18 protein-coding genes are annotated in these 25,569 nt (G+C 67.7%); 7 read left to right on the forward strand and 11 right to left on the reverse strand.

Annotated elements, in window-relative coordinates:
* The 3 genes from astB to DCN14_RS20365 all read left to right on the forward strand — a co-directional run bounded on the left by astB (window position 1) and on the right by DCN14_RS20365 (window position 3,569).
* A complete protein-coding gene (gene astB / locus DCN14_RS20350; protein WP_096507480.1) occupies window positions 1-1,341 on the forward strand; it encodes an N-succinylarginine dihydrolase in 1,341 nt (446 codons plus the stop codon).
* Between the two features lie 7 nt (window positions 1,342-1,348).
* Window positions 1,349-2,431 carry a succinylglutamate desuccinylase gene (astE, locus tag DCN14_RS20355; protein ID WP_096507479.1) on the forward strand — a complete coding sequence of 361 codons (1,083 nt, stop codon included), beginning with the start codon at window positions 1,349-1,351 and terminating at the stop codon, window positions 2,429-2,431.
* A 343-nt stretch (window positions 2,432-2,774) separates the two neighbouring features.
* On the forward strand, window positions 2,775-3,569 hold the full coding sequence (locus DCN14_RS20365) for an ABC transporter substrate-binding protein (protein WP_096507478.1): 795 nt from the start codon (window positions 2,775-2,777) through the stop codon (window positions 3,567-3,569).
* A 99-nt stretch (window positions 3,570-3,668) separates the two neighbouring features.
* On the opposite strand, the gene DCN14_RS20370 is transcribed toward DCN14_RS20365, so the two are convergent.
* Together DCN14_RS20370 and cdpA are read right to left on the reverse strand one after the other, a co-directional pair.
* A complete protein-coding gene (locus tag DCN14_RS20370; protein ID WP_096507477.1) occupies window positions 3,669-5,189 on the reverse strand; it encodes an HDOD domain-containing protein in 1,521 nt (506 codons plus the stop codon).
* 25 nt (window positions 5,190-5,214) lie between these two features.
* Window positions 5,215-6,954, reverse strand: a complete 1,740-nt coding sequence (gene cdpA, locus DCN14_RS20375; RefSeq protein ID WP_205212615.1) for a sensor domain-containing phosphodiesterase — start codon at window positions 6,952-6,954, stop codon at window positions 5,215-5,217.
* 279 nt (window positions 6,955-7,233) lie between these two features.
* On the opposite strand from cdpA, the gene DCN14_RS20380 reads away from it, so the two are divergent.
* Window positions 7,234-7,785, forward strand: coding sequence for a peroxiredoxin (locus DCN14_RS20380; RefSeq protein ID WP_096507475.1), 552 nt, complete (start codon window positions 7,234-7,236; stop codon window positions 7,783-7,785).
* Between the two features lie 85 nt (window positions 7,786-7,870).
* On the opposite strand, the gene DCN14_RS20385 is transcribed toward DCN14_RS20380, so the two are convergent.
* Window positions 7,871-8,500 carry an NAD(P)H-binding protein gene (locus DCN14_RS20385; protein WP_096507474.1) on the reverse strand — a complete coding sequence of 210 codons (630 nt, stop codon included), beginning with the start codon at window positions 8,498-8,500 and terminating at the stop codon, window positions 7,871-7,873.
* Window positions 8,501-8,761: 261 nt separating this feature from the next.
* Here DCN14_RS20385 and DCN14_RS20390 point away from each other — a divergent pair, with 261 nt between their 5' ends.
* Window positions 8,762-10,333, forward strand: a complete 1,572-nt coding sequence (locus DCN14_RS20390) for an NYN domain-containing protein (RefSeq protein WP_096507473.1) — start codon at window positions 8,762-8,764, stop codon at window positions 10,331-10,333.
* Window positions 10,334-10,415: 82 nt separating this feature from the next.
* Here DCN14_RS20390 and DCN14_RS20395 read toward each other — a convergent pair whose 3' ends face one another.
* The 8 genes from DCN14_RS20395 to DCN14_RS20430 all read right to left on the reverse strand — a co-directional run bounded on the left by DCN14_RS20395 (window position 10,416) and on the right by DCN14_RS20430 (window position 24,283).
* Window positions 10,416-10,799, reverse strand: a complete 384-nt coding sequence (locus tag DCN14_RS20395; protein WP_096507472.1) for a VOC family protein — start codon at window positions 10,797-10,799, stop codon at window positions 10,416-10,418.
* A 117-nt stretch (window positions 10,800-10,916) separates the two neighbouring features.
* Complete coding sequence (locus DCN14_RS20400) at window positions 10,917-14,225, reverse strand: efflux RND transporter permease subunit (protein ID WP_096507471.1); 3,309 nt, start codon at window positions 14,223-14,225, stop codon at window positions 10,917-10,919.
* Between the two features lie 3 nt (window positions 14,226-14,228).
* On the reverse strand, window positions 14,229-17,342 hold the full coding sequence (locus DCN14_RS20405) for an MdtB/MuxB family multidrug efflux RND transporter permease subunit (protein WP_096507470.1): 3,114 nt from the start codon (window positions 17,340-17,342) through the stop codon (window positions 14,229-14,231).
* Between the two features lie 15 nt (window positions 17,343-17,357).
* Entirely contained in the window at window positions 17,358-18,734 is a 1,377-nt protein-coding gene (locus tag DCN14_RS20410; protein WP_115531429.1) for an MdtA/MuxA family multidrug efflux RND transporter periplasmic adaptor subunit, read from the reverse strand.
* 247 nt (window positions 18,735-18,981) lie between these two features.
* Entirely contained in the window at window positions 18,982-19,806 is an 825-nt protein-coding gene (locus DCN14_RS20415) for an IclR family transcriptional regulator (protein ID WP_096509004.1), read from the reverse strand.
* 553 nt (window positions 19,807-20,359) lie between these two features.
* A complete protein-coding gene (locus DCN14_RS20420; RefSeq protein ID WP_096509005.1) occupies window positions 20,360-22,324 on the reverse strand; it encodes an alkaline phosphatase PhoX in 1,965 nt (654 codons plus the stop codon).
* 186 nt (window positions 22,325-22,510) lie between these two features.
* Window positions 22,511-23,704, reverse strand: a complete 1,194-nt coding sequence (locus DCN14_RS20425; RefSeq protein ID WP_096509006.1) for an ammonium transporter — start codon at window positions 23,702-23,704, stop codon at window positions 22,511-22,513.
* A gap of 243 nt (window positions 23,705-23,947) precedes the next feature.
* Window positions 23,948-24,283 carry a hypothetical protein gene (locus DCN14_RS20430; protein ID WP_096509007.1) on the reverse strand — a complete coding sequence of 112 codons (336 nt, stop codon included), beginning with the start codon at window positions 24,281-24,283 and terminating at the stop codon, window positions 23,948-23,950.
* A 193-nt stretch (window positions 24,284-24,476) separates the two neighbouring features.
* On the opposite strand from DCN14_RS20430, the gene DCN14_RS20435 reads away from it, so the two are divergent.
* Together DCN14_RS20435 and DCN14_RS20440 are read left to right on the forward strand one after the other, a co-directional pair.
* Window positions 24,477-24,902, forward strand: a complete 426-nt coding sequence (locus DCN14_RS20435) for a hypothetical protein (RefSeq protein ID WP_096509008.1) — start codon at window positions 24,477-24,479, stop codon at window positions 24,900-24,902.
* Between the two features lie 93 nt (window positions 24,903-24,995).
* A complete protein-coding gene (locus DCN14_RS20440; protein WP_096509009.1) occupies window positions 24,996-25,451 on the forward strand; it encodes an Rrf2 family transcriptional regulator in 456 nt (151 codons plus the stop codon).
* The last annotated feature ends 118 nt before the right edge of the window (window positions 25,452-25,569 follow it).

Genomic DNA, 25,569 nt, shown 5'->3' on the forward strand with positions numbered 1-25,569 from the left:
ATGAACGCACAAGAAGCCAATTTCGACGGACTCGTCGGCCCGACCCACAACTACGCCGGGCTGTCGTTCGGCAACGTGGCGTCGCTCAACAACGAGAAGTCGGCCGCGAACCCGAAGGCCGCGGCGAAGCAGGGGCTGCGCAAGATGAAGCAGCTCGCGGATCTCGGTTTCGCGCAAGGCGTGCTGCCGCCGCAGGAACGGCCGTCGCTGCGCCTGCTGCGCGAACTCGGCTTCTCCGGCAAGGATGCGGACGTGATCGCGAAGGCCGCGAAGCAGGCGCCCGAGCTGCTCGCCGCGGCGAGTTCGGCGTCGGCGATGTGGACCGCGAACGCGGCCACCGTCAGCCCGTCGGCCGACACGAGCGACGGCCGCGTGCACTTCACGCCGGCCAACCTGTGCAGCAAGCTGCATCGTGCGATCGAGCACGAAGCGACGCGCCGCACGCTGTCGACGCTGTTCGCCGATCCCGCGCACTTCGCGGTGCACGAGGCGCTGACGGGCACGCCGGCGCTCGGCGACGAAGGTGCGGCGAACCATACGCGCTTTTGTGCCGAGTACGGCAAGCCGGGCGTCGAGTTCTTCGTGTACGGCCGCTCGGAATACCGCCGCGGCCCGGAGCCGAAGCGCTTCCCGGCGCGCCAGACCTTCGAGGCGAGCCGCGCGATCGCGCAGCGCCACGGGTTGGCCGAAACGGCCACGGTCTACGCGCAGCAGGATCCGGACGTGATCGACGCGGGCGTGTTCCACAACGACGTGATTTCCGTCGGCAACCGCGACACGCTGTTCACGCACGAGCGCGCGTTCGTCAACAAGCAGGCGATCTATGACACGCTGACGGCGACGCTCGACGCACGCGGCGCGCGGCTGAACGTGATCGAGGTGCCCGATGCGGCCGTGAGCGTGAACGATGCGGTCACGTCGTATCTGTTCAACAGCCAGCTGCTGTCGCGCGCCGACGGTTCGCAGGTGCTCGTCGTGCCGCAGGAATGCCGCGAGAACGCGAACGTCGCCGCTTATCTCGACCACCTCGCGAGCGGCAACGGCCCGGTCCGCGACGTGCTCGTGTTCGACCTGCGCGAAAGCATGAAGAACGGCGGCGGCCCCGCCTGCCTGCGCCTGCGTGTCGTGCTGAACGACGCGGAGCGCGCGGCCGTCACGTCGAACGTGTGGATGAATGACACGCTGTTCGCGTCGCTCGACGCGTGGATCGAAAAGCACTACCGCGATCGCCTCGCACCGGACGATCTCGCCGATCCGACGCTGCTCGACGAATCGCGCACGGCGCTCGACGAACTCACGCAGATCCTGCGCGTCGGGTCGCTGTATGACTTCCAGCGCTGAGCACGGCATGTCGGCGACCGCGCTGCTCGACGACTTTCTCGCGTTCACGCTCGCGGGCGACACGCCGGACGTAAAGGAAGGCACGTGCGCGGGCGGCGCGATGCGCTGGCAATGGCTCGGCGACGGATTGGTCGCGCTGGAGCCGGCGGCGCGCGACACTGCGGGCGATACGGCGCGTGCGAACGTGCTCGTCTCCGCCGGCGTGCATGGCGACGAGACCGCGCCGATCGAACTGTTGTCGATGCTGGTTCGCGATCTTGCCGCCGGCGCGCTGCCGCTCGCGTGCCGGCTGCTCGTCGTGCTCGGCAACGTGCCGGCGATGCGGGCGGGCGAGCGCTATCTCGACGACGATCTGAACCGCCTGTTCGGCGGCCGTCACGCGCAGGTGCCCGCGAGCCGCGAAGCGCCGCGCGCGGTGCGGCTCGAAACGGCGGCTGCCGAATTCTTCGCGGCCGCGCCGGCGGGCAGTGCGCGCTGGCACATCGACATGCACACGGCGATCCGCGCATCGGTGTTCGAGCAGTTCGCGCTGTTGCCGCATACGGGCACGCCGCCGACGCGCGCGATGATCGAATGGCTCGGCGACGCGCGCATCGCGGCCGTGCTGCTGCACACCGCGAAGGGCAACACGTATTCGCATTTCACGGCCGAGCATTGCGGCGCGCTCGCGTGCACGCTCGAGCTCGGCAAGGTGCGGCCGTTCGGCCAGAACGACCTGTCGCGCTTTGCGCCGGCCGACCGGGCGGTGCGCAAGCTGGTCTCGGGCGCGCCCGGTGACGTCGATGTGCGGGGCGGCCATCCGCGGGGCGGCCATCCGTGGGGCGGCCGTCCGTCGTTGCCGCGCGTGTTCACCGTGATCGACCAGATCACGAAGCAGAGCGACGCGCTCGAGCTGTTCGTCGCGGCCGACGTCGCGAACTTCACCGCGTTCGCGCGCGGCACCGTGCTCGCGCAGGACGGCGACTACCGCTACACGGTGCAGCACGACGAGGAGCGCATCGTGTTCCCGAATCCGACCGTGAAGCCGGGTCTGCGCGCGGGCCTGCTCGTCGTCGATACGACGCGCGACACGCTGGCCTCACTCGTCTGATCGATGCGCAAGCGGGCGGCTCGCCGCCCGCGCATCGCCTTTCGTCCATTCATTTTTGCGATGACGTCTGCACGCCGCGCAGACGGCCCGCGCGTCGCGCTTGCGTATTTGCGACACCGTCTTGCGAGTTCGACGGGTCGCGTGGCGGCCGCCGCGCACGCAGCGCAGCATCGTGCATCGGCGGCCGCTTTGCCGTATCGGGCCGCGCGGATTGGTACAATCGCGGCCTTGCGGCTGTTGCGCCGCATCAAGGCGCGGCGTCGGCATTGTCGTTGTCATCCGACCCTGCAATGATGCATGCGCCCGTAGTTCCGGAACATTCGAGTATCGAGGAGAACACCTGATGAAGTTGGATTGGCGTAAAGTGGCCGCGCACGCGGTAGTGGCGGCATCGGCCGTGGCGGCAGGCAGCGCGATGGCCGCGGATCTGAAGGAGATCCGGTTCGGCGTCGAGGCCTCGTACGCGCCGTTCGAATACAAGACGCCCGACGGCAAGCTGACCGGCTTCGACATCGACATCGGCAACGCGGTGTGCGCGAAGCTGAAGACGAAGTGCGTGTGGGTCGAGAACGACTTCGACGGCCTGATTCCCGCGCTGCAGGCACGCAAGTTCGATGCGATCAACTCGGACATGACGATCACCGACCAGCGCAAGCACGCGATCGCGTTCACCGATCCGATCTACACGATCCCGAACCAGCTGATCGCGAAGCAGGGCGGCGGCCTGCAGCCGACGCCGCAGTCGCTGAAGGGCAAGCGCATCGGCGTGCTGCAGGGCACGATCCAGGAAGCGTACGCGAAGAAGAAGTGGGCGCCGGCAGGCGTCGAAGTCGTGCCGTACCAGACGCAGGACCTGGCGTACGCCGACCTGAAGTCGGGCCGCCTCGACGCGACGTTCCAGGATTCGGAAGCCGGCTCGAAGGGCTTCCTGTCGAAGCCGCAAGGCCAGGGTTTCGCGTTCGCCGGCGGCACGGTCAGCGATGCGGAGATTCTCGGCTCGGGCGTCGGCTTCGGTCTGCGCAAGAACGACGCGGCGCTGAAGACCGCGCTCGATCAGGCGCTGAAGGAACTGAAGGCCGACGGCACGATCGACAACCTCGCGAAGAAGTACTTCAGCGTGCCCGTGACGCTCAAGTAAGCGTTTCGATTCGTCGCACGATGCAGCCGGCCGCTTTTGCGGCCGGTTTGCTTTTGCGGCCCGGCTATTCGAAGTGGCCGGTGCCGGCGGTTGCCGGCGTTACGACGGGAAGAAGCGGGCCAGTTCCCGCGCGAGCTCGTTGAGCACGCCCATTTCCTGCTGCGTGATCTTGCGCGCGGGTTGCGCGCCGGCCCAGTCGCCGTACAGCAGCCCGACGGTCGTCGTGCCCACGCGCACCGGCAGCAGCACGAACGCGCGCGTATCGGGCAGCGCATCGAGGTACCACGCGGGCAGGCGCTTCACCATCTTCGGTTCCTGCGCCTGTTCGATGAAGATGCCGACCGAGTTCGTGATCGCGAGATGGAAGACGTCCGGCTCGAAGCGCTCGTCGAAGCGCAGCCGCTCGAGCGCCGCGTCGACGCCGGGGCCGAAGCCGAGGCGCGCGGCGAACGTGCCGTCGTCGCGGCGGACGAACATCACGGTGCGCGTGAACGCGAGGCCCGCGAGCAGGCTTTCCGACGCGAGCGCGAGCACCGGCGTCAGCACGTGTTCGGACGGCAGCGCGCGCAGATCCGCGAGGCCCGCTTCCAGGCACGCCTTCGGTTCGGCCTGCGCCCGCGCGATCGCATCGGCGTTCGCGCGCAACTCGACGATCTCGCGCATCACGGTGTCGCTGGCTTCCTCGCGCGCGAGCCGGTCGGCGATCCCGACGAGCGCGCCGGATTCGATTTGCAGTTCCGTGCCGTAGTGCTGCGCGAGCACCGCGATGCGGGCGTCGCGCTGCGGACTCGCGGGCATCGCGAGCGCACTGGCGACGTCGGTCGAGCAGCGGCTCACCGCGCGCAGCCAGCGTACGTGCTCGGGGCTGTCGTGGTCCGACGCGTCCGCGGTGCGTCGGCGGTCGGCACGGGCGTCGCTCTCGTCGTCCTCGCCGAGCAGCTCGGCGTGCGCCGCGTGAGCGTCGCCGTCGGCCATCCCGGCGCGGATCACGGCGGGCAGCCGCCAGCTCGCGGCGGCCTCGAGGCCGATCGTTTCGAAACCGACGCCCAGCACGTCGACGCATGCGGCCGCTTCGTCGCCGTTCAGCTCGGCGGCGCGACGGCGGATGCGATCCCATTCGCTGTCGAGATAGCAGACCACGAGCAGCTTGCCGACCTGGCGCATCAGCGTGCAGACGACGGCTTCCTCGCCGCCGCGCAACTGCGCATGCTCGGTCAGCTTGCGCGCGACGCAGCCGGACAGCAGCGCGCGGTTCAGCTCGAGCTTCGCGTCGATGCGGCGTAGCGTGCTGTGGTGGAAATGGTCGACGAGCTTCAGCCCGACGACGAGATGGCCGACCGTGTCCATGCCGAGCACCATCAGCGCTCGCGTGACGGTCGTGATGTTGCCGCCGAACGCCATGTACATCGCGGAATTCGCGAGTCGCAGTACCTTGTGCGTGAGGGCGAAGTCCGACAGCACGACGCGCACGAGCGCGGTGAAGTCGAGGTCGTCGTTCTTCATCGCGGCCATCGTCGCGCGCAGCGATTCCGACAGCAGCGGGAAGTCGCCCCGTTCGTTCATCCGGGCCCACAGCTTGTCGAGCAGCGCCGTGCGGGGCAGGTGTTCGGTGATTGACATACGGATCTGTTCGGTTCGCCGGGTATCAGGCAGCGTGCAGGCGCAGTTGTTGCGCCTCGAAGCGCCGCGCGAGTTCCTCGGACGGCAGGGCCTGGCAGACGAGCCAGCCCTGGATGTGGTTGCAGCCCATCTCGGTCAGCAGCGCGCGCTGCGCTTCCGTCTCGACGCCTTCCGCGACGAGCTCGAGGTCGAGCGTCTGCGCGAGGCCGACCACCGCCGACACGATCGCGCGATCGTTGCGCGAGGTCAGCAGGTTCTCGACGAAGCTGCGGTCGATCTTCAGCTTCGCGAGCGGGAAGCGCTGCAGGTAGGCGAGGCTCGAATAGCCGGTGCCGAAATCGTCGATCGCGAAGCGGATGCCCATCTCGGTCAACTCTTCGAGCAGCCCTTTCGCCTTCGCGGGATCGTGCATCAGCAGGCTTTCGGTGATTTCCAGCACGATGCGGTGCGGATCGATGCCCGTCAGCGTCATCGCCTCGCGCACGCTCTGCGCGAAACGCGGGTCGCGGAACTGCTGCGGCGACACGTTGACCGCCACGTACTGCAGCGCGAGCCCCTGGCGATCCCATGCGACGAGCTGCATGCACGCAGCCTTGAGCACCCAGTTGCCGAGATAGTTGATCAGGCCGATCGATTCGGCGAGCGGAATGAACGTCGCCGGCGGCACGAGCCCGTGCACCGGATGGCGCCAGCGGATCAGCGCCTCGACGCCGACCACCGCGCCCGACTGGCTGAGCGTGATCGGCTGGAAATGGAGCGAGAACTCGCCGTTGCGCACGCCGTCGTACAGGTCGGCTTCGAGCTTGAGCCGCTCGGCGTCGGCCGGATCGTCGACGGGGGCATGAAACGCGAGCGCATTGCCGCCCGACGCCTTCGCCTGCGTGAGCGCGTGGTCGGCGCGGCGCAGCAGCGGGCTGTGGTGCTGCGCGCGGTGCGGCGCGGCGCGCTCGTCGGGGTAGAGCGCGATGCCGATGCTCGCCGACAGGTGCACGGTCTGCCCCTGGTACACGTAAGGTTCGCGCACCGCGGCCTGCAGCCGGCGCGCGAGCGCGTCCGCCGCGTCGCTGCAGCGAGCGCGGTCCGATGCGGTGAACACGACCGCGAACTTGTCGCTCGCGACGCGCGCGAGCTGTTCGCCGGGCGTGACGAGCGCCTGCAGCCGCCGCGCGGTTTCGCGCAGCAGCGCGTCGCCGGCGTCGTAGCCGAGCGCGCGGTTGATGCGTTGATAGTCGTCGAGATCGAGCAGGAGCAGCGCCGCGCAGGTGCCGGCCTCGTCGGCGGCCTGCTGCGCGCGCATCAGCGCGGGCACGAGCGCGGACAGATTGTCGAGCCCCGTCATCGAGTCGTGATGCATTTCATACGTCAGGCGCGCCTCGAGCGCGCGCCATGCCGACACGTCGAATGCCGCGATCGCGAAGCCGTCGACGCCGTGGTGGCGACTCTTGAACGCGCGGACTTCGACGTCGAGCGGGTAGGTGAGCGACTTCACGATGCACATCGTCGCCTTCTCGACCTGGCCGGAACGCGCGGCGCGCGCGAGCAGGCCTTCGAGCGTCGCGGTATCCTGTTCCGCGATCAGGTCGCGCAGCGTCAGCGTATGCAGGTAGTCGCGGTGATAACCGATGAAGCGCAGGCTCGCGTCGGACACGTACAGGAAGCGCAGCTCGCGGTCGACATGGGCGAGGAAGTCCACCGTGCCGACCGTCTGTTCCAGCCAGTCGCGCACGGTGTCGTCGCGGCGCGGCGTGCCGGCGCGCGCAGGCATCAGCGCGCCGCCCGACCACGCGAAGCGGCGCAGCGTATGCAAGGCGCTGCGCCAGGTGCCCTTGCGTGGCGTCTGTTTCCTGTTGGCTTCCATGTGTCTCGCTGACGTGAAGGGCTGGAACCGGTTGTCCGGAAGGAATAACGGCAGACTGCGCGGAATCTTTAACCGCCCGGGCGCGGCTGGCGCTGCCGGTGGGTCGGATTATGCAGGGTGACGTTCGGCAGGCGAACGGCGGTATAGCCTATATCGAGGCTGACTTTATAAGAAATGAGGACGCAGATGAAGCGAAAACTGTTGGTGGGCGCCGCGGCGGCGCTGCTGGTGGCCGGTCATGCGCTGGTCGCGCAGGCGCAACTGAAACCGGGCGACACCGCGCCCGACTTTACGACGCAGGCGTCGCTGGGCGGCAAGACTTACACGTACTCGCTCGCCGATGCGCTGAAGCACGGGCCGGTCGTGTTGTATTTCTACCCGGCTGCCTTCACGAAGGGCTGCACGATCGAGGCGCATGCGTTCGCCGATGCGGTCGATCGTTACAAGGCTTACGGTGCGACGGTGATCGGCGTATCCGCGGACAACATCGACACGCTGACCAAGTTCTCGGTGAGCGAGTGCCGCAGCAAGTTCCCGGTCGCGGCCGACCCGGACGCGAAGATCATCCGCGAATACGACGCGAAGCTGCCCGCGCTCGATCGTGCGAACCGCGTGTCCTACGTGATTTCGCCGGAAGGGAAGGTGATCTACGAATACACGAGCCTGTCGCCGGACAAGCACGTCGAGAACACGCTCGGCGCGGTGAAGGCGTGGGTCGACGCGCATCCGAAGCAGTAAGCGCCTCGCAGCGGGCGCCAAGCCAAGCGGCCCGCATCGCGGGCCGCCTGGCAGCAACCGCAACGCGCCGCCGCGCGGCGGGGCGTTACGCGCGCAACGCCTGCTCGATCGGCACGCCGCCGCCGACGAAGCCGATGACCTTGCGCGAGATGCCAAGCTTGATCGCTTCGATCGCGGCCCATGCGACATCCTGGCGCGAGACGGGCGGCGCCGCGTCGAGCGGCTCCTCGGTCAGCGCGATCTTGCCGACGCCCGGGCCGTCCGCGAGCGGGCCGGGGCGCAGGATCACGTAGTCGATGTCCGACGCGATCACGCGCTCGTCGCCTTCGCGCTTCATCTGCGAGTAATGGCGCAGCGCGTCGCCGCTGCGCTCCGGCCAGTACGCGCTCAGCGAACTGATCACGACCAGCTTCTGCACGTTGTAGGCGAGCGCATAGTCGGCCGCGCGCGCGACTGCGTCGCGGTCGATCCGCTCCTCTTCGGCGGCGCCTTCCGACTCGGCCGAGCCGGCCGCGTAGATCACGTGCGTGATGCCCTGGAACGCGTGCGAGAAATCGCCCGTCAGATCAGCCTCGACGACCTTCGCGCCCGGCAGCGCATAGCCGTGCCGGCGCACCAGCGCAGTCACCTCGAATTCCGGCTGCTTGAGCAGCAGATCCGCGCAGGCCAGGCCGGTGCGGCCCGTTGCGCCAATCAGCAGTACCTTCGTCGTCATGAAAGCGCTCCTTGCTCGATGCGTCATCCTTCCAGATAGGGACGGACGACCGATACTCAAGTGTATGTCGATTTGGGCCGGCGGCGCTCAGGTAATGAGGGCCGCACCGCATGCGGCCGGCGGGCATGGCCCGGCGGCGCCCGTCAGGGCACCGTCGCTGCGCACGGATTGCAGGATCGACCCGCCGACCGGCTATCATGTGCGCGATGCATTTTCCGCCGCTAGTGAATACAACGCGGCGACCAACCGGTTGGAGTACACATGGCATTACCCCTGGACAACATCAGCATGGCCGTGTTCTGCGACTTCGAGAACGTCGCGCTCGGCGTGCGCGACGCGAAGTACGAGAAATTCGACATCAAGCCCGTGCTGGAGCGCCTGCTGTTGAAGGGCAGCATCGTCGTGAAGAAGGCCTATTGCGACTGGGAGCGCTACAAGGGCTTCAAGGCGTCGATGCACGAGGCGAGCTTCGAGCTGATCGAGATCCCGCACGTGCGCCAGTCGGGCAAGAACTCGGCCGACATCCGGCTCGTGGTCGACGCGCTCGATCTCTGCTACACGAAGTCGCACGTCGATACGTTCGTGATCATCAGCGGCGACTCGGATTTTTCGCCGCTCGTGTCGAAGCTGCGCGAGAACGCGAAGAAGGTGATCGGGGTCGGCGTGAAGAAGTCGACGTCGGACCTGCTGGTCGCGAACTGCGACGAATTCATTTTCTACGACGATCTGGTGCGCGAGCAGCAGCGCGCGCTGGCGAAGCGCGAACAGCAGCGCACCGGCAACGGCGGCGCGAAGCGGCCCGACGAACCGTCGCGCAAGCCCGAGATGGAAGTGCGCCGGACCGAGGCGATCGCGCTGGCGGTCGAGACGTTCGATGCGCTCGCGTCGGAGCGCGACGACGTCGGCAAGATCTGGGCGTCGGTGCTCAAGAGCGCGATCAAGCGCCGCAAGCCGGACTTCAACGAGTCGTATTACGGTTTCCGCGCGTTCGGCAACCTGCTCGACGAAGCGCAGGCACGCGGCCTGCTCGAAGTCGGGCGCGACGACAAGTCGGGTGCGTTCGTGTCGCGGCCGCGCCAGTCGGCGGCGGCCGAGCAGGCGCCGGGCGCGCGCGACACGGGTGCCGGCCATCACGGTCATGGCGCGCGTCATGCGGAGCCGGCGTCGGCCGCGCGCGAGCCGCGGCGTCGCGGCCAGCGGGGCCAGGCGGCCGCTGCCGTGCAGGACAGCATGCAGGTCGATGCGCAGGAGGCGGTCGTGGTCGACGTGACGACCGAAGCGGCGAACGTGCGTGCGGAAACGGCCGAATCGGCTGGCGCGATCGAAGTGCCTGATGCGCCCGATGCGGTCGATGCGGTCGAGGCGACGGACACCCACGGCGATGCGAAGGACGGCCGCAAGCGCACGCGCAAGAGCGCGGCGAAGAAGGCCGGCGCGAAGAAGGGCGGCGACGCGAAGGGTGCCGGCCGTCATGCGGCGGCGAAGCCGGACGATGCGGTGCACGGCGGCGCGAAGCACGGTAGCGACAAGCACGCGGACGGCAAGCAGGCCGAAGCGGCGTATCGCGACGCCGGGTACGGCGACGATCGCCACACCGCGGCGAAGCACGTGGCGCCGTCGGCCGGCGAGTTCGCTGGGTCGGGCGCAGCCGCGCAGCCGTCGCATGACGCTGCGCCGGTCGAATCGGCCGCTGAACCGGCCCGTGCATCGGGCGGCGACGCGGCCCAGGAATCGACCGGTGAAGCACCGGCTGATGCAAAGCCGAAGAAACCGGCCCGCAAGACGGCCGCGCGCGCGCGCCGTCCGCGCAAGACGACGGCGGCCGCCGAGTAACGGCGGTGGGCGGGGCGGTGCCCGACTCGGGGCGTCGCCCGCGCCAGGCGTCCCGGCCGGTGCAATCCCGGTCGAGGCGCCGTTATCCGTTCAGCACGTACGGGCGCGTCATGACCTCGAGGAAGTGACCGTCCGGATCGTCGAAATACACGCCGCGACCGCCGTTATGGCGGTAGATGTCATCGGGCTGCCGCTTCGCCGGATCGGCCCAGTGCGGCAGCCCCTGTTCGCGAATGCGTGCGTACACGCGATCGAAGCCGGCTTCGTCGGTCAGGAACGCGTAGTGCTGCGCCGCGATCTCCCCGTCCTGTTCGTAGAAGTCGAGCGACACGCCGTTGTCGAGCTGGACGACCAGCATCGCGCCGAACGGCGTCGGTGCCGGCAGTTCCAGCAGCCCGGTGAGAAAGCGGCTCGACGCGTGCTTGTCGCGGCACCAGACGATCGTATGGTTCAGCTGGACATTCATGGTGTGTCCCCGGGAACGGGCGCGAGGGTGCGCATGGACACACGATAGCCGATCGCCGCCGGGGTTCAAGCATGCAAGCGGCCGCCCGGGGGCGGCCGCTCGTGCACGACTCGTGGATTACTCGCCGGCCACCGCCGGGCCGCCCGAATTGCCGCGGCGGTTGCGGCGCTCCTCGCCCCAGACGCGCAGGCGGTCCATGTACAGATACACGACCGGCGTCGTATAGAGCGTCAGCACCTGCGACATGACCAGGCCGCCGGCGATGGCGATCCCGAGCGGCGCGCGCAGCTCGGCGCCGTCGCCGTGACCGAACGCGAGCGGCAGCGCGCCGAGGAGCGCCGCCATCGTCGTCATCATGATCGGCCGGAAGCGCAACAGGCACGCCTCGTGGATCGCATCGAACGACGACTTGTTGGCGTTGCGCGTCTGGTCGATCGCGAAGTCGACCATCATGATCGCGTTCTTCTTCACGATGCCGATCAGCAGGATCACGCCGATCAGCGCGATGATGCTGAACTCGGTCTTGAACAGCAGCAGCGCGAGCAGCGCGCCGACGCCGGCCGACGGCAGCGTCGACAGGATCGTGATCGGGTGGATGTAGCTCTCGTACAGGATCCCGAGCACGATGTAGACGGCCAGCAGCGCCGCGAGGATCAGGATCGGCTGGTCGTTCATCGATTGCTGGAACGCCTGCGCGGTGCCCTGGAAGCTGCCGACGATCGTCGGCGGCACGCCGATCTGCCCCATCGTCTGATAGATGATCTGGGTCGCCTGCGACAGCGACACGCCCGGCGGCAGGTTGAACGAGATGGTTGTCGCGACGAACAGCCCCTGGTGGTTGACCGACAGCGGCGTCGTGCTCGGGCCGAAGGACGCGATCGCCGACAGCGGGATCATCGTCGACTTCGACGTCGACACGGACGCGCCCGACGACGCGCTCGACTTGCCGCTCGACGCGATCGAGTTCAGCGCCTGGTTGCGCGCGGAATCGGAGGCGATCGCCGCGGCGCTGGTGGCGGCCGTGCCGGCGCTCGACGTGCCGGCCGACGTCGCGACGAAGGTGCCGGCGGCGGCGTTGGTGGTCTGCGAGCCGTTCGCGCTGCCGCCCGACGTGCTGATCCATACCTGGTTCAGCATCTCCGGGCTCTGCCAGTATTGCGGCGCGACTTCCATCACGACGTGGTACTGGTTCAGCGGGTTGTAGATCGTCGAGACCTGGCGCTGGCCGAACGCGTCGTACAGCGTGTTGTCGATCTGCGCGGGCTTGATGCCGAACCGCGCGGCGGTCGCGCGGTCGATCGTCACCATGGCCTCCATGCCGCCTTGCTGCTGGTCGGAGTTCACGTCGGTCAGCTCGGGGCGCTTTTGCAGCGCCTCGGTCAGCAGCGGCCCCCATTTGTACAGATCGGCGGTCGAATCGCCGAGCAGCGTGAACTGGTACTGCGCGTTGCTCTGCCGGCCGCCCACGCGAATGTCCTGCGCGGCCTGCAGGAACGTGCTCGCGCCCGCGACGTCCGACAGCGGCTTGCGCAACTGCTGGATCACCTGGTCGGCGGACAGCTTGCGCTGGGTGCGATCCTTCAGCATCACGAACATGAAGCCCGAGTTGGTCTGCGTGCCGCCGGTGAAGCCCGCCACGCTCGCCACGTTCGGGTTGGCCTGCACGATCCGCATCATCTCGGTGAACTTCAGCTTCATCGCCTGGAACGACGTGGACTGGTCGGCCCGAATGCCGCCGATCATCAGCCCGGTGTCCTGCTGCGGAAAGAAGCCCTTCGGCACGACGATATACAGGTAGACGTTGAGGCCGATCGTCGCGAACAGGATCAGCAGGATCAGCAGCGGGCGGCGCAGCGCCCACGACAGCGAGCGCTCGTAGCCGCGCTGCATCCGCGTGAAGAAGCGCTCGAGGAAACGGCCGAAGCGGCCTTCGTCCTCGACCTCGTGCGGCTCGCGCAGCAGGCGCGCGCACATCATCGGCGTGACCGTGAGCGAGACCGCGAGCGACACGGCGATCGCGAGCGACAGCGTCAGCGCGAACTCGCGGAACAGGCGCCCGACGATGCCGCCCATCAGCAGGATCGGCAGGAACACCGCGACGAGCGAAATGCTCATCGACAGCACCGTGAAGCCGACCTCGCGCGCGCCGTCGAACGCGGCCTGCAGCCGCGGCTTGCCGTTCTCGATGTGGCGGGTGATGTTTTCCAGCACGACGATCGCGTCGTCGACGACGAACCCGGTCGCGACGATCAGCGCCATCAGCGACAGGTTGTCGATCGAGAAGCCGAGCAGGTACATCGCGCCGAACGTGCCGATGATCGAGATCGGCACCGCGACGCTCGGGATCAGCGTCGCGCGCCAGTTGCGCAGGAACAGGAACACGACCATCACGACGAGGCTGACCGCGATCAGCAGCGTGTGTTCGGTGTCCTTCAGCGACGCGCGGATCGTGGTCGAGCGGTCGAGCACCGGCGTGACCGTGACGTCGGCCGGCAGCGACGCGGTGAGTTGCGGCAGCGCCGCGCGCACGCGGTCGATCGTGTCGATGATGTTCGCGCCGGGGGAGCGGTAGAGGATCACGAGCACCGCGCGCTTGCCGTTCGACAGGCCGAGGTTGCGCAGATCCTCGACCGAATCGACGACGTCGGACAGATCCGACAGGCGTACGGCCGCGCCGTTGCGGTACGCGACGACGAGATCGCTGTACTGCGATGCCTGCGACGCCTGGTCGTTCGTATAGAGCTGGTAGTGCTGCGGGCCGAATTCGATCGCGCCCTTCGGGCTGTTCGCGTTCGCGGATGCGAGCGCGGCCCGCACGTCTTCCAGGCCGATCCCGTAATGGAACAGCGCCTGCGGCTGGAGTTCGACGCGCACCGCCGGGTTCGCCGAGCCGCTCACCGTCACCTGGCCGATCCCGTCGATCTGCGACAGCGACTGCTGCAGCACGGTCGACGCGGCGTCGTACAGCTTCGCGGGCGACGACGTTTCCGACGTGAGCGACACGATCATGATCGGCGAATCGGCCGGGTTGACCTTGCGGTACGTCGGGTTGCTCTTCAGCGAGGCGGGCAGGTCGGCGCGCGCGGCGTTGATCGCGGCCTGCACGTCGCGCGCGGCGCCGTCGATGTCGCGGTTCAGCCCGAACTGCAGGATGATCCGCGCGTTGCCGACGGTGCTGGTCGACGTCATTTCGGTGACGTCGGCGATCGAGCCGAGGTGCCGCTCGAGCGGGCTCGTCACGCTGGTCGCGACCGTCTCCGGGCTCGCGCCGGGCAGCGACGCCTGCACCGAGATGGTCGGGAAGTCGACCTGCGGCAGCGGCGACACCGGCAGCTTGATGAACGCGAACAGGCCCGCGAGCGCGACGCCGAGCGCGAGCAGCGTCGTCGCGACAGGGCGGGTGATGAAGGGGCGCGACAGGTTCATGGCTTACGCATCCGTGTGCTTGCCTGCGGCCGGACCGTGTCGTTCGAACCAGCCGCGCACGCGGCGCGCGAGGCTGTCGAAGCCGAGGTAGATCACCGGCGTCGTGAACAGCGTCAGCACCTGCGACACGACCAGGCCGCCCGCGATTGCGATCCCGAGCGGCTGGCGCAGCTCGGAACCCGCGCCGGAGCCGACGATCAGCGGCACCGCGCCGAGCAGTGCGGCGAGCGTGGTCATCAGGATCGGCCGGAACCGCAGCAGGCACGCCTGGTAGATCGCCTCGCGCGGCGGCTTGCCTTCGACGCGTTCGGCCTCGAGCGCGAAGTCGATCATCATGATCGCGTTCTTCTTCACGATCCCGATCAGCAGCACGATCCCGATGATCCCGATGATGTCGAGGTCGTGCCCGGTGATCATCAGCGCGAGCAGCGCGCCGACGCCGGCCGACGGCAGCGTCGACAGGATCGTGATCGGGTGGATGTAGCTCTCGTACAGCACGCCGAGCACGATGTACATCGTGATGACGGCCGCGAGGATCAGGAACAGCTGGTTCGACAGCGACGCCTGGAACGCGAGCGCCGCACCCTGGAAGCGCGTCTGGAACGAGCCGGGCAGGCCGATGTCCTTCTCCGCGGCGTCGATCGCCTTCACCGCTTCGCCGAGCGAGGCGCCCGGCGCGAGGTTGAACGAGACGGTCGTCGACGGGAACTGCGACAGGTGCGAGACCAGCAGCGGCGACGGCCGTTCGTGGAACGACGCGATCGACGACAGCGGCACCTGGCCGCCGCCGGCGGACGGCAGGTAGATGTCGTTCAGCGATTCGGCGTAGTGCTGCTCCTTCGGCTCGGACTCGAGAATCACGCGGTACTGGTTCGACTGCGTGAAGATCGTCGACACGATGCGCTGGCCGAACGCGTCGTACAGCGCGTTGTCGACGGTCGCCGGCGTGATGCCGAAGCGCGCGGCGCTCGCGCGGTCGATCTCGATGTAGACGGACTGGCCGTTGCTCTGCAGGTCGGTCGCGACGTCGGCGAGCGACGGTTCCTGCTGCAGCCGCGCGACGAGCTTCGGCACCCAGGTCGCGAACTCGTCCTGGTTCGGGCTCGTCAGCATGAACTGGTACTGCGTCGGGCTCACGGTCGAGTCGATCGTCAGATCCTGCACCGCCTGCATGAACAGCGAGATGCCCGTCACGTTCGCGACGCGCCGCTGCAGGTCGCGGATGATCTGCGCGGCGGTTTCGGAGCGGTCGTCGCGCGCCTTCAGGTTGATCAGCATCCGGCCGCTGTTCAGCGTGATGTTGCTGCCGTCGACGCCGATGAACGACGTGAGGCTCTCGACGTTCGGATCCTTCAGGATCTCGGCCGCGAGCGCCTGCTGGCGTTCGGCCATCGCGCCGTACGAAATGGACTGCGGCGCTTGCGTGATCGCCTGGATCATGCCGGTATCCTGCGCGGGGAAGAATCCCTTCGGCACGTAGATGTAGAGCAGGGCGGTCAGCCCGAGCGTGAGCAGCGCGACGACGAGCGTCGAGCGCCGGCGGTTCAGCACCCATTCGAGCGCGACCGCGTAGCGCGCGATCACCCAGTCGATCCCGCGGTGCACGCGCGCCTCGAAGCGGTGGCTCTCGGGCGGCGGCGAATGGCGCAGCAGCTTCGCGCACATCATCGGCACGAGCGTGAGCGACACGATCGCCGAGATCACGATGGTCACCGCGAGCGTGATCGCGAACTCGTGGAACAGGCGGCCGACCACGTCGCCCATGAACAGCAGCGGGATCAGCACCGCGATCAGCGACACCGTCAGCGAGATGATCGTGAAGCCGATCTGCCGGGAGCCCTTCAGCGCGGCCTCGAGGCCCGTGTCGCCTTCCTCGACGTAGCGCGCGATGTTCTCGATCATCACGATCGCATCGTCGACGACGAAGCCGGTCGCGATGGTGAGCGCCATCAGCGACAGGTTGTTCAGCGAGAAGCCGGCCAGGTACATCACCGCCAGCGTGCCGATCAGCGACAGCGGCACCGACAGGCTCGGGATGATCGTCGCATAGACGTTCGCGAGGAACAGGTACATCACCAGCACCACCAGCGCGACCGACAGCAGCAGCTCGAACTGCACGTCGCGCACGGCCGCGCGGATCATCGTCGTACGGTCAGTGACGATCTGCACGTCGAGCGCCGCGGGCAGCGTTTCCTGCAGCTTCGGCAACTGCGCCTTGATCGCGTCGACGGTCGCGATCACGTTCGCGCCCGGCTGGCGCTGCACGTTCAGGATGATCGCGGGCTCCGAATCGACCCATGCGCCGAGCTTGGTGTTCTCCGAGCCGGCGACGACCTTTGCGACGTCGGTCAGCATCACCGGGCGGCCGCTCTTGTATGCGACCACGGCGTCGTTGTACTGGTCGGCGCTCGTCAGCTGGTCGTTCGCGTTGATCGTGTACGCGCGCGTCGGGCCGTCGAAGTTGCCCTTCGGCGTGTTCACGTTCAGGTTCGAGATCGTCGTGCGCAGATCGTCGAGGTTCATCCCGTATTGCGCGAGCGCGGTCGGGTTCGCCTGGATCCGCACGGCCGGCCGGTTGCCGCCCGACAGGCTCACGAGGCCGACGCCCGCGATCTGCGAGATCTTCATCGCGAGGCGCGTGTCGGTCAGATCCTGCACCTGCGTGAGCGGCAAGGTTTTCGACGTGATCGCAAGCGTGAGCACCGGCGCGTCGGCCGGGTTGACCTTCGCGTAGATCGGCGGGGCCGGGAGGTCGGACGGCAGCAGGTTGCCGGCCGCGTTGATCGCGGCCTGCACTTCCTGTTCGGCGATGTCGAGCGGCAGGTCGAGCGAGAACTGCAGCGTGATCACCGACGCGCCGGCCGAGCTTTGCGACGACATCTGGTTCAGCGACGGCATCTGGCCGAACTGGCGTTCGAGCGGCGCGGTGACCGACGACGTCATCACCTCCGGGCTCGCGCCCGGATAGAAGGTCTGGACCTGGATCGTCGGGTAGTCGACTTCGGGCAGCGCGGCGAGCGGCAGGAAGCGCAGCGCGACGAGACCGGCCAGCATGATCGCCGCCATCAGGAGGGCGGTGCCGACCGGCCGGAGAATGAAGAGGCGGGATGGATTCATCGAGCGGCCCGCGCGTTACTGGGCCGCGGGGGCCGCAGCCTGCGACGCGCCGTGCTTGTGTCCGCCGTGGTGGCCGGCCGTACCCGAGGCGCCCGACGCCGCCCCGGCGCCATGCGCGCCGGACGCGCCTTTCGGCTTGTCGGCCGGGATCGTGACCTTCGCGCCTTCGCGCAGCCGGTCGGACCCGTCGGTGACGACGCGCTCGCCGACCGCGACGCCGCTCGCGATGCTCGTGCGCTCGCCGTCGACCGGGCCGGCCGTGACCTTGCGCACCGTCACCGTGTTGTCGGGCTTCACGATGTAGACGAACTGGCCGATCGAGCCCGTCAGCACGGCGGACGTCGGCACGATCGTCGCATTGCGGAGCACGTCGACGAGCAGCCGCGTGTTGACGAACTGATTCGGGAACAGCAGCCCGCCCTTGTTATCGAACGTCGCGCGCAGCTTGACCGTGCCGGTGCTGGTGTCGATCTGGTTGTCGAGCGTCGAGAGCGAACCCGTCTCGAGCGGCACCGTGTTGTTGCGGTTGTACGCGGTGACCGACAGCTTCTGGCCCGCGTTCACCTGCTTGACGATCTGCGGCAGGTTGTCTTCCGACGTCGTGAAGATCACGCTCATCGGCTGCAATTGCGTGATCACGACGATCCCGTTCGTATCGCCCGGCGTCACGTAGTTGCCCGGGTCGACCTGGCGCAGGCCGACGCGGCCCGACACCGGCGCCGTGACGCGCGCGTACGTGAGGTTCAGCTTCGCGGAATCGATCGCCGCCTGGTCGGTCTTCACCGTCCCTTCGTATTGCTTGACGAGCGAGGCCTGCGTGTCGACCGTCTGCGACGCGATCGAGTCCTGCGACAGCAGCGTCTGGTAGCGCTTCAGGTCGATGCGGGCCGTCGCGAGCAGTGCCTGGTCGCGAGCGAGCGTGCCCTCGGCGTTTTCGAGCGACACCTGGTACGGGCGCGGGTCGATCTGCGCGAGCAGGTCGCCTTTCTTGACGATCTGGCCTTCCTGGAATGCCACCGACTGCAGGTAGCCCGACAGCTGCGTCTTGACCGTCACGTTCGCAAGCGGCGTCACGGTGCCGAGCGCGGACAGCACGATCGGCATTTCGCCTTGCGTCGCGGTCGCGACCGACACGGGTTGCGGCACGTTCGCCATCGCCGCGGGGCCGCCGCGGCCGCGATGGCCGCCACCGCCACCGCCCGCAGCGGCGCCGGACGCCGCGCTGCCCGCTGCCGGCGCGCCGGCCGGCGTACGGTTCCACGGATGCCACCACAGCAGGCCGCCGATGACGACGACCGCGAGCGTCCCGAGCGCCAGCGTGCGGCGCGGGCGGCGAGCGGCGGGGGAGGCAGGATCCTTCGAAGGGGGCGTGGGCTTTTGTTGGTTGTCCATCGTGTTTTGTCAGGAAGACGGCGCGGCGTGCCGGGGAAACGGGCGCGGAACTGCGCGTGGGCATGCGGTGCCGGGAGGGCTGGCTCGGTCCGAGCCCTTCTGATCCGCGCGAGAAAAGAGCGGTGCGCACCGCGAATGCGGCGCGACGATGGGCATGATCCTACGTCCCGTCCCCGTTAGAGTCCAGTGGTCTATCTTTCAACGGGTTACTGTCGTTACAGAACGCGACAGAACGATGACGAATCGATTACAAGCCGACCCGCCGGGCGGGCGCGCCGCCGATCTCGCGCGTGATTTTCGCGATACATTCCTGCAGTGCGGGCACCACGTGTTCCTGCAGCCATTCGGGCGAGCACTGGCTCGCCGCGCCGCCGCAATTCACCGAGTAGCGCTGGCCCGACGGGCCGACGAATCCGGCTGCGACCGCGTTCAGCCCTTCGCGCCATTCGCCGATCGCGATCGCGTGGCCTTCGCGCATCGCATCGTCGAGCGCGGGGGTCAGGCGAGCCGACACGTGCGGCCAGTCGTCCCCGGCCGTCGTGCGCAGCGCGTCGAGCAGCGCGCGACGCTCGTCGTCCTCCAGCGCCGCGAGATACGCGCGGCCGACGGCGGTGCGCGCGATGTCCATCCGCGAGCCGATCTCGAGGCGCGTGACGAGCACGGCCGAGCGCGGCCGGATCACGTCGATCGCGACCATGTCGAGCCGGTCGCGCACCGCGAGGTGCACCGACAGCGACGTGCGCTCGGCGAGCTCGATCATGAACGGCCGCGACCGCGCGCGGATGTCGAAGTTGCGCAGGAAACCGTGGCTCAGCTCGAGCACCGACGCGGTCAGCACGAAGCGTTCGCTGTCGGGCAACTGGAACAGGAAGCCGGCGCTGACGAGCGTCGCCGTGATGCGCGATACGGTCGGCTTCGGGATACCGGTCAGTTCGGTCAGCTCGCGGTTGCTGACCGGAGCGTCGGCGGCTGCGATGCGGCGCAGCACGGCGAGGCCGCGTGCGAGCGCGGTGATTTCGTCGGGCGACGATTCGCGTTCTCGGAGCGCGGGAGGCGTTACAGATGTCGACACGAGGGATTCTCTCTATTTCCGAAACTCGATTTCAATTTTGTTGGTATCGTACGATAATTGTCAAAAGATGCACGTTCCGCGGGTGAATCGTTCATCAGATGATATTTTACGGGTTCACCCTTGGTTTATTAGGAAAACGCTCAAGGCAGCGTTACCGGAAAGTGAAGAAACCGGTGCAAATACCGCTTGACTTGTCGGGCGGAAACGGAAAGAATGTCTCACGTTTTCGAAACATCGTTTCAGGAGTTTAACCGGCAACGGTGTTTCGCGCAGTCTCTCAGGTTCTAGCACGGCCCTCGGAATGGCTAGAACTTTTTTAGCGCCACGGTCTCCGTGGCGCTTTTTTTTGCCCGTCCGCCGGACGCGTCAGGCCCGTATTATCCCCGATCGTTTGAAAACGCCCGTTCGCGGGTTCGCGCGCGCATGCGTGCGTGCGGCGCGCGCAAAAAAAAAGCGCGACGCCCGGACGGGCATCGCGCATGAACCGGCGTGGAGCGCCGACGAATGAAACGTGATGAAGAAGCGGGGCGGCGTGCGGCCCCGCGCGCGGCGCTCAGGCCTTCGCGAGCTTGATGCTGGTCTGCTCGGCGGTCAGGTAGCCGACGCTGGCGCCGAACCGGTCCTTGAAGTTCGCGCGCACGAGCGGATCGAGCGTCGGCTTGACCTTGTCGTGCAGCGGCGATTCCCAGTCGCCCGCGTGCTGGAAGTTGCTCATGATGTACGTCCAGCCGTTGATCTCGTCGACCGCGTGCAGGCCCGTCGACTCGGCGCCGGCCGGACACGACAGCACGCGCGTGAGCGATTTCGTGTCGACGTTGTACGCCCACAGGAAGTTGTTCACGTGCATGCCCGAATCTTCGCCGATGAAGAGGGTGCGCAACTTTTCGGAGAACTTCACGTTGTCCGGGTTCGCGATCTTGTCCGGGTGCGCGAGGTTGCCCAGTGCGTCCGCCGTCGCGAGATCCTCGCCGACGAGCGCGGCCGGCGCGCCCATGTCGACCGGTACCCATTCGCTGTCGATCGCGGCGCCCGACGTGTCGCGCTGGCCGGCCTTCAGGTTCAGCGCGTAGACGGCGCCCGCGGCGATCTTCTTGTCGACCGCGACGTCGCGCGACACCGCATTGCCCTGGACCATCGACGTTTCGATCCGCGACATCGCCGTGTAGACGATCTTGTCCTTCACGTCGACCGTCGTGCCTTCGAGCTTCGTGAACGCCATGCTGCCGCCGATCAGCGCCGCGTAGCGGTGCGTCTCGAGGAACGCGGCCGCCTTTTCCATCCCGGGCTTGATGCGCATCCAGTTGAACTTGCCGCCGTAGTGAATCTTCGTGTAGCTCGCGTCGTTCGGGTCGGTCGTCGTCAGGTCCATGATGTCCGACGCCGTCAGCTTGTTCGCGAGCGCCTCGATCTCGCCGCTCGTCGCGTGGCCGATCTTGATCCACGTCAGCGTCGCGCTGCCGGCGCCGGCGGACGACGTCTGCGCCCACTTCGCGACGTACAGCGTGCCGGCCGACAGGTCGGCCGCCTTGTCGGCGACGAACATGAACAGGCCGCCGTTGGTTGCGTCGTCACCCATCATCACGGTGCGCTGGTCCGGCATCACCTGGATCAGCTCGTGCGAGATGCGGCCGAGGCAGTAGTGCTTCGTGACCGCGCCCGTGCCGTCCGGGTTCACCGTGATTTCGGGCAGGTGGCCGTAGTGATAGGGGTTCGCCTTCGTCTCGTCGCCGAACGTGTTCTTGCTGAATGCCTTGAACTGCGCGTCGGTCGCGGTCTTCGTCGCGTCCGGCTCGTACTCCTCGCTCGACAGGTGCGTGCCCCACGGCGACAGGCTCGCGCCGCAGGTGATCCACAGGCCGTGCGCCTTCGACGTGTCGACGTTGTGATACTTGACGACCTTCAGCGCGCCGTTCGCCGGATCCTGGTCGAGCGTGATCACCGCGATCGGCGACGGCAGCTGACCGTACTGCGATGCGCTTGCCTGGTCGCGCGTCGCGTATTCGAACTGCACGACCGCGAACACCGTGTTGCCTTTCACGCCGGCCACGTTCGCGTTCTTCACCGTCAGCAGCGAGCTGCCGTCCGGGCAGTCCGAATAGAACTGGCGCTCCTTGCCGGCGACCGAGCGATCGATGATCGGCTGGTTGTTGATGTCGTAGTAGCCGCCTGCGAGCGTCGTGCCGCCCTTGCCGTCCGGCACCATGTCGCCCGTCACGAAGAACGGCCGGTATGCGAGCTTGAAGTTGCGCGACGAGCCGTCGGAGAACGACACCGACAGCGTCGAGCCGACCGTCGTCGTGGCCATCGCGGCCGCGTTGTCGAGCGTCGGGGCGGCCATTGCCGAGAATGCCGCCGACGTGTAGGCGGCGGCAGCCGGCGTCGTGACGGAAGCGGGATCGTCGTCGCCGCCGCAGCCTGTCAGCAGAGCCGGCAGCGCAAGGCCGGAGAGAGGCAGCATGGGCGCGCCGGCGAGGATCTTCAGGGCCTGACGACGGGAAGCATTGGGCAACGCGGGCATGTGGAGTCCAGTTTCGGTTGTTGGAAGAGTCGTCTTCGCGAAGCAGGCAATTTGCAGGCTTTGCGAAGGCAAGTTGAAAACTGGACGGAAGTGTAGGGGTGCTGGATGAAAGTTTTTTGAATTGAAAACGTAATGTTGTGTCGGGCATCCGTCAGGCAGGCCGGCGGATGCCCGTCGCGGGCGTGCTCAGTCGCGCTCGGGCGTGGCCGAGATGCGGTGAATCGACAGGTCGGCGCCGTCGAATTCGGCCTCGCGATCCAGACGCAGGCCGACGGTCGCCTTCAGCGCGCCGTAGACGAGCGTGCCGCCCGCAGTCGCGATCGCAATGCCGCTGAGCGTGCCGATGAGCTGCGACACGAACGACACGCCGCCGAGGCCGCCCAGCGCGGGCTGCCCGAACACGCCGGCCGCGAGCCCGCCGAGCGCGCCGCACATGCCGTGCAGCGGCCACACGCCGAGCACGTCGTCGATGCGCCACTTGTTCTGCACGCACGTGAACATCGCGACGAACAGCGCGCCGGCCACGGCGCCCGTGACGAGCGCACCGATCGGGTGCATCACGTCGGAGCCCGCGCACACCGCGACGAGGCCCGCGAGCGGGCCGTTGTACGTGAAGCCCGGGTCGTTGCGGCCGGCCATCCACGCGGCGAGCGTGCCGCCGACCATCGCCATCAGCGAGTTCACGGCGACGAGGCCGCTGATCTTGTCGAGCGTCTGCGCGCTCATCACGTTGAAGCCGAACCAGCCCACCGCGAGCACCCACGCGCCGAGCGCGAGGAACGGGATGTTCGACGGCGGATGCGCGGCGATCCGGCCGTCCTTCGCATAGCGGCCGTGGCGCGCGCCGAGCAGCAGCACGGCCGGCAGCGCGACCCAGCCGCCGAACGCGTGCACGACGACCGAGCCGGCGAAATCGTGGAACGGCGCGCCGAACGCATGCGTGAGCCAGTCCTGCACGCCGAAGCGGCCGTTCCATGCGATCCCTTCGAAGAACGGATAGATGAAGCCGACGATGATCAACGTCGCGACGAGCTGCGGATTGAATTTGGCGCGCTCGGCGATGCCGCCGGACACGATCGCGGGGATGGCCGCCGCGAACGTCAGCAGGAAGAAGAAGCGCACGAGTGCGTAGCCGCTGTGCTGCGACAGCGTGCCGATGTCGTCATAGAACTCGACGCCGTACGCGATCGTATAGCCGATGAAGAAGTACGCGAGCGTCGACACCGAGAAGTCGACCAGGATCTTCACGAGCGCGTTGACCTGGTTCTTCTTGCGGACCGTGCCGAGCTCGAGAAATGCGAAGCCCGCGTGCATCGCGAGCACCATGACGGCGCCGATCAACAGGAACAGTGTGTCGACGCCGGATTTCAGACCATCCATGCCGTGGCTTCCTTGCGCAAAAAACGGGCAACGAATGCAAGTATCGAGCCAACTTGGTGAATGGCTGCGTGCAATTGGTGCGGAAGGCCGGGCGGTGCGGCATTCCGGTGACGCGTGCACGGTTGCGGGGCGGGCGGTGCGCGGTCAAGGGGCCGCATTGGGTGCACGTGCGTGGTGCGCGGCGGGCGGAACTGGTGCGTGCGATGTGCAGTGCGGTGCGCCGCGATGCACCGCGCTGGCGCGTCAGCGGCGCGCGAACAGCATGCGCGGGCGGCGCAGCCGCAGCGCGCACGCCGCCCAGTAGGTGGCCACGGCTGCCAGCCCGAGCGCGGCGAATGCGAGCGACGCGACGCCCGTGGCCGACTGGCCGTCGCCGTCGGGGCCGAGGATGCCTTGCGCGACGATCAGCGTGGCCGTCCAGAAGCCGATCACGGCCTGCGCGAGCAGACGCGCGGATGCGACGCGGCGCGCGTGCCCGGCGCCGCGCAGGCAGTGTGCGGACGGGGAACGCAGGCACAGGAACAGGGTAGTGGCGAGCACGGCGGCCAGCGCGATGAACCAGTCGATGAGGAAAGCCATGAGGAAGCGGGAGACGGACGAAGCGGATCGAAGCGTGTCCACTTTAGTGTCGTCGCGCCTGCGATTGAATCGGACGAATTCGAAATTGAAAGGCATTTTTAATCGTGAGTCGTCATTGGCCCCGTTCTGCAGGCGGTATCATCGACGTCGGTTCAACCATTCAGGCCGTGCGACACGCGGCCGGAGATTGCTGATGAAGATGAAGACTTGGCGGGCGCGTCGCGCGCCCGGCGCCGTACTGGCGGTCGCGGCCATCGGTGCCGTGTTGTTGCTCGCGGGCTGCGAGAAGTCCGGCACGCCGGCCGCGCAACCCGATACCGCCGCGAGCGCGGCCGCCGATGCCGCAAACAATGCGGCCAAGGCGCTCGACCAGGTGGCGAGCACCGTCAACCAGCAGATCGATGCCGCGAAGGCCGGTATTGCCTCGGCGGCGTCGGCCGTGCCGCCGCTGTCCGCGAGCGGTCTCGCGTCCGCCGCGCAGGCGCAGTTCGATGCGGCGGCTTCCGCGGTCGTCGCGCATGCGGCTTCCGAAGCGGGCGCGAAGATGGCAGAGGCCGGCAAGAAGCTCCAGCAATGGAGCCAGCAGAATGCGGCAGGCGCGAAGCCGGCCAGCAACTGACCGCGCGCTTGCACAATCCATCAAATGTAATTATAGTAGTTACACATTGACGCCGGCCGCTGTTCGGGCCGGCGTCAGCCGAGTGAGTGAGGAATGAATACCAGCAGCCGGTTCGCGTTTGCCGTTCACGTGCTTGCCTTGCTGTCGATGCAGGAAGGTGCGCCGCTGTCGTCCGACATCATCGCGGGCAGCGTGAACACGAATCCGGCGCTGATCCGCCGGCTGTTGTCGATGCTGGCGGCCGCGGGGCTCACCACGTCGCAGCTCGGCGCCGGAGGCGGTGCGCTGCTGGCGCGCGAGCCCGGCGACATCACGCTGCTCGACGTGTATCGCGCGGTCGACGATGCGCAGCTCTTTGCGCTGCACCGCGAGGCGCCGAATCCGGCGTGCCTCGTCGGACGGCACATCCAGGGCGTGCTGATCGACTATATCGGCGACGCGCAGCGCGCGATGGAGGCATCGCTCGCCACGCGCACGCTGGCCGACGTCACGGCAGACGTGCTCGAATCGGAGCAGCGCGGCCGGCCTGCCGGAAGCGCGAGCGGGTAGGCGCGGGCAACGGATGAGGCAGGGCAGGAAGCCGGGCGGCGCGCGTGCGCGGCGATCGGCGCGACGGGGCGTTTGCTCCGTTTTTTTCGGTCTTATATGTAATTACTTTAGTTACTTT

The organism is Burkholderia sp. IDO3, assembly GCF_003366075.1.
Taxonomy (GTDB): Bacteria; Pseudomonadota; Gammaproteobacteria; order Burkholderiales; family Burkholderiaceae; genus Burkholderia; species Burkholderia anthina.

Coding starts and splice junctions, on each gene's coding strand:
- DCN14_RS20380 (WP_096507475.1), top strand. CDS start 7,234: ATGAAGCGAAAACTGTTGGTGGGCGCCGCGGCGGCGCTGCTGGTGGCC.
- DCN14_RS20390 (WP_096507473.1), top strand. CDS start 8,762: ATGGCATTACCCCTGGACAACATCAGCATGGCCGTGTTCTGCGACTTC.
- DCN14_RS20440 (WP_096509009.1), top strand. CDS start 24,996: ATGAATACCAGCAGCCGGTTCGCGTTTGCCGTTCACGTGCTTGCCTTG.
- DCN14_RS20425 (WP_096509006.1), bottom strand. CDS start 23,704: ATGGATGGTCTGAAATCCGGCGTCGACACACTGTTCCTGTTGATCGGC.
- DCN14_RS20420 (WP_096509005.1), bottom strand. CDS start 22,324: ATGCCCGCGTTGCCCAATGCTTCCCGTCGTCAGGCCCTGAAGATCCTC.
- DCN14_RS20365 (WP_096507478.1), top strand. CDS start 2,775: ATGAAGTTGGATTGGCGTAAAGTGGCCGCGCACGCGGTAGTGGCGGCA.
- DCN14_RS20400 (WP_096507471.1), bottom strand. CDS start 14,225: ATGAACCTGTCGCGCCCCTTCATCACCCGCCCTGTCGCGACGACGCTG.
- cdpA (WP_205212615.1), bottom strand. CDS start 6,954: ATGCCTGCGCGCGCCGGCACGCCGCGCCGCGACGACACCGTGCGCGAC.
- DCN14_RS20370 (WP_096507477.1), bottom strand. CDS start 5,189: ATGTCAATCACCGAACACCTGCCCCGCACGGCGCTGCTCGACAAGCTG.
- DCN14_RS20385 (WP_096507474.1), bottom strand. CDS start 8,500: ATGACGACGAAGGTACTGCTGATTGGCGCAACGGGCCGCACCGGCCTG.
- DCN14_RS20430 (WP_096509007.1), bottom strand. CDS start 24,283: ATGGCTTTCCTCATCGACTGGTTCATCGCGCTGGCCGCCGTGCTCGCC.
- DCN14_RS20405 (WP_096507470.1), bottom strand. CDS start 17,342: ATGAATCCATCCCGCCTCTTCATTCTCCGGCCGGTCGGCACCGCCCTC.
- DCN14_RS20410 (WP_115531429.1), bottom strand. CDS start 18,734: ATGGACAACCAACAAAAGCCCACGCCCCCTTCGAAGGATCCTGCCTCC.
- DCN14_RS20435 (WP_096509008.1), top strand. CDS start 24,477: ATGAAGATGAAGACTTGGCGGGCGCGTCGCGCGCCCGGCGCCGTACTG.
- DCN14_RS20395 (WP_096507472.1), bottom strand. CDS start 10,799: ATGAATGTCCAGCTGAACCATACGATCGTCTGGTGCCGCGACAAGCAC.
- astE (WP_096507479.1), top strand. CDS start 1,349: ATGTCGGCGACCGCGCTGCTCGACGACTTTCTCGCGTTCACGCTCGCG.
- astB (WP_096507480.1), top strand. CDS start 1: ATGAACGCACAAGAAGCCAATTTCGACGGACTCGTCGGCCCGACCCAC.